This is a genomic window from Synechococcus sp. WC101 (genome assembly GCF_047461555.1).
Classification (GTDB): Bacteria; Cyanobacteriota; Cyanobacteriia; order Thermostichales; family Thermostichaceae; genus Thermostichus.
Genome location: NZ_JANSHG010000072.1, coordinates 1 through 12,038, shown reverse-complemented (window position 1 = coordinate 12,038; position 12,038 = coordinate 1). Strand labels below are relative to the sequence as shown.

Genomic DNA, 12,038 nt, shown 5'->3' with positions numbered 1-12,038 from the left:
GCCTGTATTCTATTGTACTACACATAATACAGGCCAGGTCAAGGGACAGAGCCTGCAGGGGATTCCATCCTCGGGGGTAGCCCTCTGCTGCTAGGATGGGAAGAAACCCGATGAGCCAACCGACTTCGTCCTACTGGCCGGTGCACATTGTCGGCGCCGGCCCTGGGGATCTCGAGCTGATTACCCTGCGCGGCCAGAGAGTACTCTCAGAAGCAGATGTAGTATTCTATACCGGCTCTTTGGTGCCGGAGGGGCTGCTGGCCCATTGTCGCCCCGACGTGGAGGCCATCGACACGCGCTCCCTCACCTTGGAAACGCTGCTGCCCCAGATGGTGGAGCGGGTTAAGGCGGGGCGGCGGGTGGTGCGGCTGCAGGATGGGGATCCGTCTCTTTACGGCGCTCTGCACGAGTTGCTGATTCGGCTGGCGGAGGCCGGGATCCCCTTTGAGATCGTGCCGGGGGTGAGCGCCTTTCAACTGGCAGCCGCCCGTTTGCAGGTGGAGCTAACGGTGCCGGAGCTGGTGCAGACGGTCATCCTCACCCGCGCCAGCGGTCGGACGCGCGTGCCGGAAGCAGAAGCCCTGGCCAGCCTGGCGGCCCACCGCGCCTCTTTGTGTCTGTATCTGAGCGCCCGCCATGTGGAACAGGCCCAGGCGGATCTAATGACCCACTATCCCGCCGATACCCCCGTTGCCATCTGCTACCGTTTGGGGTGGCCGGACGAGCGGATCTGGCTGGGATCCCTGGCGGAGATGGCGGCCCTCACCCGGCAAGCCGGCCTAGAGCGCACCGTGCTCTACCTCATCAGTCCCGCCCTACGGGGCTTGGCAGGAGCCGGCTCGGCTCGCTCGCGGCTCTACAGCCCTGACCACGCCCACCTCTTCCGTCCCAAACGGCACCGTTAGACTCTACTGCAACTGGCTTTTTTAGGACTTGCCTTGGAAGCCCCCGGCCTGTCGCAGCTACTTTGGGCACCTGGGCGTGTTGCCCTGCTGGTCAGCGAAAAAGGCCGCCAGCCCCCGCCCAAGACCTACCCTGCTGCCGGTGGAGGGAGCAGGTTCCGGCAGAACTGGGCGGGGCAGCCGTCGAAATCCACCCGCTTGATCTGGGAGATGAGGAGGCCCTGCCTTGCCCCGCCGTTGCAGCCCAGAGAACAGGGTTAAGATTAAGTTAGTTAGCTTGGGCCTAGCCAGATTGGCCGGAAGGAGCCGTAGCCCCTGGAGGGTGGGGATAGGGCTCTGGCCCAAGCAGCGACCAAGCGGGAACGACAATGCCTCTCGACAACCTGCGCGGACTTTATCAGCAAGTCATCCTGGAACGCTACAGAAAGCCCCGCAACTTCGGCAGGGTCGATCCGGTTCATCGTCGCCAACGCGGCCATAACCCCTCCTGTGGCGACACCATCGACCTCACCTTGCAATTGGATCCCGGCCAGGAGCGGATTGCCGATATCAAATTTGAGGGAGAGGGCTGCGCCATTGCCCTGGCTTCTGCCGATCTTATGGCCGATGCCGTGCGCGGGCGCACCATCCCCGAAGCGCTGCAGTTGGTCGAGCGCTTCCAGGCCATGATGCGCGGCGGCGAAGAGTTTCCGCGGGAGTACCGCTCCCTCAATGCCATGAAGGGAGTTGCCCAGTTCCCGGTACGCATCAAGTGCGCCAACCTGGCCTGGCATGCCCTCAAACACGCCCTGGAATCGCCCGCACCCAGTGGATCCCCGGACAACCCAGGTTTTGTGAGCAACGAAGACGCCGACTAGGTTCCGACCTCCGGGCGGCAATGGAGGGGATCCCTGTAATCCAGAGAACTCCTGGGATCAGGGATGCCCGGGTTGCCTCTTTGCTCGGCTGGGAGCCAATGACCTCACCAGCAAGCCCTTCAACGCCGCCACCCTGGCCGCCGCAACCGCGGCTCTGCTGAGCTGGGATCCCTGAACTCACCCCACAGCTCCGTGGGATCCCCGCCGCTATCCGCCAAATGGCGTAGAAAAATCCTAGAAATCGCGTACGTGGATTCTCGGTGTTTTCCGTTTTTTTACGGATATTTGGGCTATGATGGGGACGTAAACGTTGGAAATGCGGAGGAAATACAGATGCAAGCTGGTGTAGATCTAACGCTAGATTACCGTACTTACCGCTTGGCGGCGTTGCTGAGCGAGCACTTTCCCATGGGGGAGCTACTGGGGGTTTCCCTCAAGTGGCAGGACGATGCTTCTGCTGTAGACAAGCTGCAGACTGAGGTCGCCCGTTCCTGGAGGGAGCAGATCGAGCAGCGCTATCTCGTTCCTCGGCACAAGTAATCGGGAACTCTCGAACGAACCCTCTCAAACGGAAACGACCATGAATGCCTCTTTGAATTCTCTCCCTGTTGCTCCGGCCCTTAGTATCGAAGCAATCGTGGAGCAAGTTTTCCGCAGCGGCTTTCTCAGTTTGCAGCAAGAAAACCTCATCAACGAGCTGCTCTTTCAGCGGCGCTACTCTGAGGCCGACTTGGAAATGCTGGATCGCCTGACTTTGGCGTTGCTGAACCAGCAAGTCGAAGCGGACAAACCTTCTGTAGCAAAAGCTGCCTGACCGGCAAAACGCATCAAGTTCCTCCAAAGCAAAAGGGGATCCACAAAGGATCCCCTCACCTGTCGATATTGAGTTAGAACCTTTGGGCTGCAGCGGCTGGGTGTGAGGGCTAGACCGCAACCGTCTTCTTCACCTGAGCCGCCAAAGCGCCAGAAGCATACTTGGCCGCCATCTCGTCCAGGGTAACCACCGGGACTTTGGTGCCGTGGCCGGCACAGCCGAAGGCGATGTAGCGCTCGGCGCACACTTTTTGCATTTCCTTGATAGAAGGCTTGAGGAAAGAGCGGGGATCAAAGTCCTTCGGATTCTCGGCCAGGGCGCGGCGCACCGCAGCCGTGATGGCCAGACGGTTGTCGGTGTCGATGTTAACTTTGCGCACTCCGTTTTTGATGCCCCGCTGAATTTCTTCCAGCGGCACACCGTAGGTTTCGGGAATGGAGCCGCCGTACTGGTTGATGATGTCGATGAGCTCCTTGGGCACCGACGAGGAACCGTGCATCACCAGGTGGGTGTTGGGCAGGCGGCGGTGGATCTCGGCGATGCGCTCCATGTCGAGAATGTCGCCCGTGGGCTTGCGGGAGAACTTGTAGGCGCCGTGGCTGGTGCCGATGGCCACAGCCAGCGCATCCACTTGGGTTTGCTCCACAAAGTCCACGGCTTGATCCGGATCGGTGAGCAGTTGGTCGTGGCTGAGGGCCCCTTCAGCGCCGTGGCCATCTTCTGCTTCCCCGCGGCCTGTCTCCAGGGATCCCAGGCAGCCCAGTTCTCCTTCCACGCTCACGCCGACAGCGTGGGCCACCTTCACCACCTCGGCAGTAACGGCCACGTTGTACTCATAGCTGGCCGGCGTTTTGGCGTCTTCTTTGAGGGAGCCATCCATCATGACGCTGGTGAAGCCGTTGCGGATGGCGGAGTAGCAGGTGGCGGGGCTGTTGCCGTGGTCTTGGTGCATGGCGACGGGAATGTGGGGATAGGTTTCCACTGCCGCCAGGATCAGGTGGCGCAAAAAGTGCTCGCCCGCATACTTGCGCGCCCCTCGAGAGGCTTGCAGGATGACTGGACTGTTGGTTTCATGGGCAGCTTGCATGATTGCTTGAATCTGCTCCATGTTGTTAACGTTGAAAGCCGGAATGCCGTAGTCATGTTCGGCGGCATGATCCAGCAGGATGCGCATGGGAACAAGAGCCATCGCTTACCTCCTGAGGTGCTGACTTGATGCGTTTGAGATTTGCTTACTGTTAATCCTAAGGTATCTTTTACGTTTTGCGGGACAAGATCCCGGGATTTGGGGATCTCGCTGAAAAATCCCTGCCACTGTTGGCTGCAATGCCCACGCTTAGGCGCACCAGGCGGCCTGAGAGCCCCAGATACACTGGAGGAGTATTGCTTGACATTTTGCTTGCGTTCACTTGTGCGGAGGCGTGAGAAAGTGGACTTCAATCCATGGCCGGTCTTGGGTGCCAAGCAAGGCAGGAAACTCGCCGGTCGAGATCCAAATCGCAGAAAACGGCGTTTGGCTTTGGGGGTAGGCTGGGCCCTCACCTGCTGGTCAGTGGGCCTTTCGGCAGCCGCTTGGGGGATCCCTGGGCAAGCGCCAAGTCAGGTGGCTAGCTGGGTAAAAAACAACCCGGTGCTGCGACCCCGCCCGGGCGAGACGTTAAACATCCATCGGGTGGAGCCGGATGGATCCCGGTTTACTTTCTTGGCCTCGGTGGCCCCGCCGGGCCGGATCATCAACCCGCTGGATCGGGAGACGATTCGCTCGGAGCGCATGACCTTCTTTCGCCCGCAAGGGCTGACGGCAGAGGATCTTTTCCAAGCCATTCGCGAGATCTACGGGCCGGAGATCGCCGCCGATTTGGATCGGGCGGTGGAGGTGATCCGCTACCCGGCCCCTGAAGCCTTGGCCAACAATCCCGGCTACAGTCTTGCCCTGGCCACCCAAGGCGTGGTGCTGCGGGGGGATCAGTTTGTCTATTGGCTGGAGCTAACACAAAACCCGGATGGCCGCGTGCAGCAGGGCCAGGTGTGGGTGTTCCAAGAAGAATGGCTACCCAAGGTGGAAGGGGAGTTGGCCGAACGCTTTCCCCTACAGGTGATGAGCCGCTGAGCTGGGTTTGCAACTTCCCTTGGGCGGGCGGAGGTTCGCGGCTGCTGGGATCCGCCCCTGAATCCAGCACCGGCATCCAAGCTTCTTAGAACTGACAGCCAGGGGTTGGGGGCACGGCTGTGGTTTTGCTGGTTGGCCTCACGTTGTTCGGCAGCGCCTTTTGCCTTTTTTGGGGGCAGTTGTTGGTGGGCAAATTGCTGCTGCCGCTCTGGGGGGGATCCCCCCTGGTTTGGAATACCTGCCTGGTCTTTTTCCAGCTCGCTTTGCTGCTGGGCTACCTGTGGGCAGACCGGCTGGGGCGAGGGCTCGCTCCCGGCTGGGGCGTGCTGCTGCACGGGATCCTCCTGCTGGCGGGGCTGAAGTTTTTGCCCTTTCAGTTTGGGATCCCTGGCCAACTGGAAGGGGTCTTCCCTTCCCTAGCTCTGTTGGCTGACTTGACAGCAAGGGCGGGAGTACCCTTGCTTCTCCTGTCGGGGACGACGCCGTTGCTGCAGCGGGCGCTGGGAGAGGCGAAAAGGGATCCCTACGGGCTCTACGTGGCCAGCAATGCCGGCAGCCTAGCGGGGCTGCTGGGCTATCCGCTGCTCTTGGAGCCGCGGTTGTCTCTGTCGGGGCAAACCCACCTGTGGACGGGATCCTACGCTCTGGTCGCAGCGCTGGTGCTGCTGGGTGGGGTGGGGCTCATGCTGAACGGGCGGGAGGTGACTTTCCCGAGGGGAGATCCCGTGGAGGAGATCCCCCCCGTCTCCTGGCGGGAGCGTTGGCGCTGGGCCGGCTGGGCCTTTTTGCCGGCGGGCCTGTTGGTGGCGGCCACCACCCTCTTGACCACCGACGTGGCGGCGGTGCCCCTGCTGTGGGCCGTTCCCCTGAGCCTTTACCTCATGACCTTCATACTGGCCTTCGGCGGCCTCTACCCCAATGACTTGGCTTTAGGGACAACGGCTCTGCTGGCCTGTGGAGCGCTAGGGGCCCAGGTTCTGGGCTGGGCGAGACCTTGGTTTTGGGTGTTGCCGCTACATCTGGGGGCTTTTGGCCTGGTGAGCTGGGCCTGTCACAGTCAGTTGGCCAGATCCCGTCCACCCTCCCAGCAGTTGACGCAGTTTTACCTGTGGCTGGCTGTGGGAGGCAGCTTGGGAGGGCTGTTCTCCGCTTTGCTGGCGCCGCAGATGTTTGAGACCTTACTGGAGTACCCCCTGCTCTTGGGGGTGTCGCTGGCGGCCTTAGCGGCACGGGGAGGGCGGCTGGGCCTGTCGCTAGGGCTGGGGTTGCTCTTGCCTTTGTTGCTGTTGGGCTTTCGTCCTCAGGCGCTCTTTCGCCTTGGAGCCGCTGGGGGCTTGGCTCTGGGGATGGCCCTTCTGGGGTCTGTAGGAGAAGGCAGCAGAAGGCGCTGGGTGGGAACAGGGATGGGTCTAGTGTTGCTGCTAGGACAAACCTGGCTGCCGCCGGGGCTCCAGGTAGTGGCCGAGGAGCGCAGCGCCTTTGGCCTCCACCGGATTGTGGAATACCACGCTGAGGACGGATCCTTCCGCAGCCTGCTCCACGGCACCACCCTGCACGGCAGCCAAAACCTGGATCCCCAAAAGGCCCTGGAGCCGCTCACCTATTTTTCCCGCGAGGGGCCGGTGGGTCAGGTGTTCCAGCGGTGGCGGGCGCAGCCGCCCTCTTCTCCGGCCCAGGTGGCGGTGCTGGGGCTGGGGATCGGCACCTTGGCCGCCTACGCCGAGCCAGGGGATGAGTGGACGTTTTTCGAGTTGGATCCCACCGTGGCCGACTGGGCGGGCCGCTACTTCCCCTATCTCGATTGGGCCAGCCGGCGGGCGCAGGTGCGGGTGATCTTGGGCGATGCCCGGCTCCGCCTGCAAGGGATCCCCGATGGCAGCTACGACCTGATGGTGATAGATGCCTTCAGCTCCGACGCCGTGCCGGTGCATCTGCTTACCCAGGAGGCCCTGACCCTCTACCTCCGCAAGCTCAAGCCCCAGGGCTGGCTGCTCTTTAACATCACCAACCGCCACCTGGACTTGGCGCCAGTGCTGGCCGCCTTGGCAAGAGCATTGCGGCTTCCCGCCTGGCAGCAAGCCCATGAAGAGCTCACCGCCGCCCAGCGCCGGGCAGGGCTAGCCCCTTCCCACTGGGTGCTGATGGCCAAAAGCCCTGGTGGCCGGCAAGACTGGGATCCCTGGCAGCCCCTTTTGCCCCAAGCTGGGGATCCCCTCTGGCGAGATGATTTTTCCAACCTGCTACATGTAATCCGCTGGCCCCAGCTTCCCCTGCTGGGAGATATCCAGATCCCAGCTCCGAAGCAGAATCCGGCTGTTATCGCTGCGCGACGCTTCGGCAATGCGTCAGCCTTATTCAGCAAGACGGCTAAAGAAATCTTTACAATGCAGATTTAGTATGAGTTATGATTGTTTGAAGCATAACTAATGTCTGCTCAGGAGCCTGGCTTATGTCTCCTTCAACCCTGCAAGCCCCTACTGTCGATTGGCAAGCCGTCATGGCTGAAGCCTCTGGAGCTTGTTTCGTGGCCATCGGCGGCAGCTTGCGGCCCAATTCTTTGACTTATCAGGCGCTAGAGGTGGTGCGGTGCGAGTTTGAGAGGTTGAGGCTTCTCTTGCACATCCTCGACCTGCGGCAAATGAAGTTGCCCTTTGCCGATGGTTCGGAATCCTACCCGGACTATCCCGACGTGGAGGTTTTGCGGGCAACAATGAAGCGGGCCGATGGGATCATCCTGGCTAGCCCTGAGTACCACGGCGGCATCAGCGGCAGCCTGAAGAATGCTCTCGATCTCTTGAGCTTTGAACACTTAGAGGGCAAGGTCTTCGGGCTGATCAGCGTTTTGGGCGGTGAGAGCAACAGCAATACCCTCAACCAGATGCGTTTAATTGTGCGGTGGGTGCATGGCTGGGCGATCCCGGAGCAGATTGCCATTGGTCGGGCTTGGAGCGCCTTCGATGAGCAGGGCAACCTCAAGGACGAAAACCTACGCCAGCGCTTGCAACGCTTTGTGCAGAGCTTGGTCACCAACACCTCCAAACTGCGCGGGTCCCGGCTCCCAGCTCCTTGAAAAGGGCCTAGGTTCCCCAGCAGCCCCATTTTCAAGAGGGGCTTCCCCTTTCCTGGGAGAGGGGCTGACGCCCAAGTAACGGCATGGCTAAGGTGGGCCAAGAGAAAGCTGCGGCCGCTTTCCCTCTGCAGAAACCTGCATAACCCACGTCGGGCCATGGTTCAACCTCCTTCCCCCTATTCTTCCAGTGGAGCTGGGGCCATCTCTCCCCTAGTTGCCCTACAGGCAACCTTGCAACAGATGCGGGAGCAGAGCGATGCCAATGCCCTCATTCAGCTCACGCTGGAGTATGTCAAGGCGGTGTTTGGGGCGCCGCTGATCTGGCTGGCCTTTTATGACTATCAAAATCACCAGTTGCTGGGTCAGGGAGGGTTTAGCCTTGTGGAGGAGCCAACTCTCTTGCGAGGGGTGCATCCCCTGCAGCCGGGGGAGATCTTGGAGCAGGTGGTGATCGAGCAGCGGCCCATCAGCGTGCCCGATCTTTCCCAGGAGCCGCGCATGGGCCTTTGGCAGCGGGAAGCCAGGCGCCTGGGCGGGATCCAAGGCTGCTTCATCTACCCCTTTTCAGCAGCAGGGCGGCGGCGCTGCCTGGGGATCCTGATGCTGGGATCCCAGATGTGGGGGGTTACCACCCGCGAGGAAGAGAAAGCGCTCCTGGGGATTTTGCTGGGCCAGTTGGCCGCCTCTTTGCAGGAGCTGGAAAATGCCTGGAGGCAGCAGAGCGAAAAACGCCTTGAGGATTCGCTCCTGAGGCTGGGAACGGCGATATGCCAGGCGGGATCCCTGCAGGAACGGGTCAGCCTGGTGAGGCAGGAGCTGCAGACTTGCCTGGGCGCCGTCCATATCCAGGTGTACTGGCACGAGCGCAGCCGGGGGCGGTTTGTTCCCCATGGAAGCGCCTCTAGACCCAGCCAGCCACCTACTCCTGCCCCCATGTCCAAAGAGGCCAAAGCAGGAGCAGCGTCGCCAGGAGATGGCGGCCTTTCGCTGCGGGAGTTGGGAGATATGTACTACACCCTCGCCGATGGCCAGGTGGTGGTAGGCGGCACAGGGACGACCCGCTCCGAGATCCCCCTCAAGCTGATGCAGCAGTTGCGGGCCCAGGCGGCCTTGGCCGCCCCCATCTTGCTGGAGAAAGATCTGCTGGGGTTCATTTGGGTGCAATCGGATGTGCCCCGCACCTGGCAAGCTGTGGAGCGCCAGTTGGTGGCCGCCGCCGCCAATGGGCTGGCCTTAGCCGCCCCCCTGGAAAATCTGGATCGCCGCATCCGCCAGTTGGCCGACGAGCAAGAGTTTGTGCAGCAGGTGGGCCGTTCGCTTTACAACCCGGCGGAGCTGCCGCAGGCTCTCCAGCAAGCCGTCGTCGGCCTGGGCCAGCGTCTGCAAGCCAGTGCGGTGGCCGTCCTGAGAGTGGATCCCGATAGGCCGAACCCCCGCCTCTTCTCCGAGTACCGCAGCGAGGGCAAGCAGGCTCTGCCGCCGCAGTTCAGCTCCTTAAGCGAGCAAGACTGGCAGGATCTGCTGCGCAGCGAGGTGGTGGCGGCGGAAAACTACGACCAGGATCTGCGCCTGCTCTCCTGGCGGCAAGAACTGGCCCCTTTGGGGGTGCGCTCCCTCATGCTGACTCATACCGGCGCCAGCGGCACTGCCACCCCCGAAGGGCTGATCCTAGTGCTCCACCCGCGGCCAAGGGCTTGGAGCCGAGAAGAACGGCAACTGCTGCGCGGGACTGCCCAACAAGTGGGATTGCTCCTGCGGCAACTTCGGTCTCAGCAACGGCAGGAACGGCAAGAGCACTTGCTCAGCGGCCTGATCGCCACTTGTCTGACTTTGCAAAACCTGGCCACCCCTGAGGCTCTCTACGCCACCATCGCCCAACAGGCGGCCCAACTCCTCCAGATCCCTTTGGCGCTGGTGGTCAGTTGGCAGCCGGGGGAGAGCCGGGCCTGCTTGCAGCCGCCCTTTGCCGCTGCCCCCGAGTTCTGCCCCAGCGGCCCCACTGAGATCAATCGGCAGGATCCCTTGCTGGCCGCTGCGCTGCAGGCGAGGGGTCCCCTCCCGCTTGCCCAAGACCAGATCCCGGCTGCCAGCCGCGCCTGGTTAAACTCGGTGGGCCTGGGATCCTGGCTGCTGGTGCCCTTGGGGGAGACGGATCCCTCGCTGCCGGAGCCCTTGGGGGTTTTGATCCTGGGAGCAGAGGCGGACAGAGTCTGGGAGGCAGAGGAGCAGGCGGCTGTGACGTTGATGGCCCAAACCTGTGGCTGGACGCTGCGGCGCTTGCTTTGGGTGCAAACTTTGCAGGAGCGGCAGGAGGTGCTCAGCGAGTTGAATTGGTACAAGCACCGCCGCCTGCTGGATCTGCAAAATGCCCTGCTGGACGGCCTGCGCCGCCTTGGCCAAGTGCCGGGCATCCGGGGAGATGAGGCCACCCGCTGGCAAAAGGTGGTGGGAATCGGCAGGGAGCTGCGGGATCTGGCCGTCTTCGCCGAGCCGCTGTTGCAGACGGAAACGTGGCAGGTGCAGCCGCAGTTGCTGTCGGTGCCCCTAGCAACCTTGGTGCGCAAAAGCCTGCGCCGAGTGGAGGGCCTGACCCAAAAACGCAAGCTGTGGCCGCGCGCCCACGGCGACCTCAGCCTCGTCGTCCAGGGCGATGTCGGGCGATTGGAGATGATCCTCTGGGAAGTGCTGCTGGCCGCTGCCTTGCGCAGCCCGGAGGGGGGGCGGCTGGATCTGTGGAGCCAAGCCACAGAGGGCTATGCAGAGCTGCTGGTGGTGGATCAGGGCAGCTTCGATCCCCACCTGCTGACGGCCTTGCAATGGGATCCGCAACAGGTCATCTACGCCGATCCCCTCTTCCAATCGCCGCTCTCGGCGAGCCCCGGCCTGGAACTTGGCCTGTGCCAACGGCTACTGCAGCGGATGGGAGGGCAGCTCTCCTTCTATTCCTCTGGGGATGGGCGCTCCGTTGCCCGGCTGCTCCTGCCGCTGGCTGGCAAGGAACTGCGTCCCCCGGCCGTAGCCTCAGGGGGACAAGGCCCTCAGCAGCCAAAACAGGGGCAGCAGGGCCAGCGCCCCGCGATCTAGCTGCCGCAGGTGTAGGCGGTGCCAGCGCAAGGGGTGGTCGGGGCCGGTCAGCCCACGCGCCTGCATGGCCATGGCTGTCTGCTCTGCCCGCAGGAGCAGGTTTTCAAAAAAGCGCTCCACCAGAGCCAGCAGGGTTTGGATCCCGCCCCGGAAGCTGAGGGATCCCCAGCGGACATCGCGGGTGCGCACCGCCCGCACCAGGTTTTGCACCTCCTCCATCACCAGCGGCAGAAAGCGCAGCGCCAAGGTGAGAGTGAGGATCACCTCCGCAACTGGCCATCCCCAGCGTTTTAGAGGCTGCACCAGGTGGCCGATCCCCTCTGTGATCTCTTCTGGGGCTGTGGTCAGCAAAAACAAATTGGTGGCGTAGAGCAGCGTAAAGATGAGGGTGCCCAGCCGCAAAGCCACCGACAGGGAACGGCGGGACACCTGAAAGGTTCGCTCCCCTAGGGAAACCTGCAGCAAGCGGTAGCGGTAGGGAGTCGGCCAGGCACGGGTTTGCTCCCGCCAGGCCCGCTTGGCTGCTGCGCGGGATCCCTCTTCCACCCCCCCGTCATAGCCGGGGATGAGCCCATAGCCCACCACCTGCGCGTCCTGCCGCTGCGGCTGCGGGAAAACCCCCAACCCATCGGGAGCGAAGCTGGTGATCCCAAAAGTGAGCAGGCTGAGGGCTAACACCAGCGAGAGCTGGCCCGACCAGACCCGACGCGGCAGGCGGGCTGCCACCGTCAAGAACAACAGAACCGCCACCACGGCCAGGCGCCAGCCATTGCCAGCCAAAATTGGGCTGAGCAGAAAGCTGAGCAGCCAGGCCAGCTTCACGCGCGGATCGAGGCGGTGCAGCCAGGTGCGCGGCTCTTCCAGGTAGATTCCCAGCGGGGCATTGCGCAGAATATCCACTGCAGGCAAACGGGAGACAGGTTATCCCCCAAAAGGAGAACGGAAGCTGGCAGCAGGAAAGGCTTAGAGTCGCTCCACCAGACGGGTTGAGCCGGATTGGGCAGCGACCCATCCCCCTGGGGCCCCCTCTCGCTCAACGCGCAACCAGACAGGCACCTGTCCTTCGCCAGCCTGCACCTCTACCACCCGCAGCAAAGCTTGGCGCGGGGCGGCCCCGACGATAGCCCCAGTCAGGCTGGGCTGCTGGCGAATGTTAATGCCCTCATTGGCAATCACCCGCACCTGTCGCACACCCCGCCAC

11 protein-coding genes are annotated in these 12,038 nt (G+C 62.5%); 8 read left to right on the top strand and 3 right to left on the bottom strand.

What is annotated here, in order from left to right; all coding sequences use genetic code 11:
* The first annotated feature begins 110 nt into the window (after positions 1 to 110).
* From cobM to NW809_RS06620, 4 genes are all read left to right on the top strand, one after another.
* Complete coding sequence (gene cobM, locus NW809_RS06635) at positions 111 to 905, top strand: precorrin-4 C(11)-methyltransferase (protein WP_414401770.1); 795 nt, start codon at positions 111 to 113, stop codon at positions 903 to 905.
* A gap of 365 nt (positions 906 to 1,270) precedes the next feature.
* Positions 1,271 to 1,759, top strand: a complete 489-nt coding sequence (gene sufU / locus NW809_RS06630) for a Fe-S cluster assembly sulfur transfer protein SufU (protein ID WP_011430348.1) — start codon at positions 1,271 to 1,273, stop codon at positions 1,757 to 1,759.
* Positions 1,760 to 2,092: 333 nt separating this feature from the next.
* Positions 2,093 to 2,299 (top strand): hypothetical protein, encoded by a 207-nt coding sequence (locus NW809_RS06625; RefSeq protein ID WP_099834884.1) that lies wholly within the window; start codon positions 2,093 to 2,095, stop codon positions 2,297 to 2,299.
* Positions 2,300 to 2,339: 40 nt separating this feature from the next.
* Positions 2,340 to 2,573, top strand: coding sequence for a hypothetical protein (locus NW809_RS06620; protein ID WP_011430346.1), 234 nt, complete (start codon positions 2,340 to 2,342; stop codon positions 2,571 to 2,573).
* Positions 2,574 to 2,682: 109 nt separating this feature from the next.
* Here NW809_RS06620 and fba read toward each other — a convergent pair whose 3' ends face one another.
* Positions 2,683 to 3,762 carry a class II fructose-bisphosphate aldolase gene (fba, locus tag NW809_RS06615; protein WP_011430345.1) on the bottom strand — a complete coding sequence of 360 codons (1,080 nt, stop codon included), beginning with the start codon at positions 3,760 to 3,762 and terminating at the stop codon, positions 2,683 to 2,685.
* Between the two features lie 324 nt (positions 3,763 to 4,086).
* Here fba and NW809_RS06610 point away from each other — a divergent pair, with 324 nt between their 5' ends.
* The 4 genes from NW809_RS06610 to NW809_RS06595 all read left to right on the top strand — a co-directional run bounded on the left by NW809_RS06610 (position 4,087) and on the right by NW809_RS06595 (position 10,837).
* Positions 4,087 to 4,683: a hypothetical protein gene (locus NW809_RS06610; RefSeq protein WP_414401769.1), complete on the top strand. Its 597-nt coding sequence runs from the start codon at positions 4,087 to 4,089 to the stop codon at positions 4,681 to 4,683.
* Positions 4,684 to 4,802: 119 nt separating this feature from the next.
* Positions 4,803 to 7,079, top strand: a complete 2,277-nt coding sequence (locus NW809_RS06605) for a fused MFS/spermidine synthase (RefSeq protein WP_414401768.1) — start codon at positions 4,803 to 4,805, stop codon at positions 7,077 to 7,079.
* Positions 7,080 to 7,132: 53 nt separating this feature from the next.
* Positions 7,133 to 7,753, top strand: coding sequence for an NADPH-dependent FMN reductase (locus tag NW809_RS06600; RefSeq protein ID WP_414388598.1), 621 nt, complete (start codon positions 7,133 to 7,135; stop codon positions 7,751 to 7,753).
* A gap of 156 nt (positions 7,754 to 7,909) precedes the next feature.
* Positions 7,910 to 10,837, top strand: a complete 2,928-nt coding sequence (locus NW809_RS06595; protein WP_414401767.1) for a GAF domain-containing protein — start codon at positions 7,910 to 7,912, stop codon at positions 10,835 to 10,837.
* Here NW809_RS06595 and NW809_RS06590 read toward each other — a convergent pair.
* Together NW809_RS06590 and NW809_RS06585 are read right to left on the bottom strand one after the other, a co-directional pair.
* Positions 10,775 to 11,737 carry an energy-coupling factor transporter transmembrane component T family protein gene (locus NW809_RS06590; RefSeq protein WP_011430339.1) on the bottom strand — a complete coding sequence of 321 codons (963 nt, stop codon included), beginning with the start codon at positions 11,735 to 11,737 and terminating at the stop codon, positions 10,775 to 10,777. The genes NW809_RS06595 and NW809_RS06590 overlap by 63 nt on opposite strands.
* 63 nt (positions 11,738 to 11,800) lie before the next feature.
* Positions 11,801 to 12,038 (bottom strand): SH3 domain-containing protein (locus NW809_RS06585; protein WP_414401766.1); only part of this gene is annotated, 238 nt, incomplete at its 5' end.

Coding starts and splice junctions, on each gene's coding strand:
- NW809_RS06595 (WP_414401767.1), top strand. CDS start 7,910: ATGGTTCAACCTCCTTCCCCCTATTCTTCCAGTGGAGCTGGGGCCATC.
- fba (WP_011430345.1), bottom strand. CDS start 3,762: ATGGCTCTTGTTCCCATGCGCATCCTGCTGGATCATGCCGCCGAACAT.
- NW809_RS06600 (WP_414388598.1), top strand. CDS start 7,133: ATGTCTCCTTCAACCCTGCAAGCCCCTACTGTCGATTGGCAAGCCGTC.
- NW809_RS06620 (WP_011430346.1), top strand. CDS start 2,340: ATGAATGCCTCTTTGAATTCTCTCCCTGTTGCTCCGGCCCTTAGTATC.
- NW809_RS06625 (WP_099834884.1), top strand. CDS start 2,093: ATGCAAGCTGGTGTAGATCTAACGCTAGATTACCGTACTTACCGCTTG.
- sufU (WP_011430348.1), top strand. CDS start 1,271: ATGCCTCTCGACAACCTGCGCGGACTTTATCAGCAAGTCATCCTGGAA.
- cobM (WP_414401770.1), top strand. CDS start 111: ATGAGCCAACCGACTTCGTCCTACTGGCCGGTGCACATTGTCGGCGCC.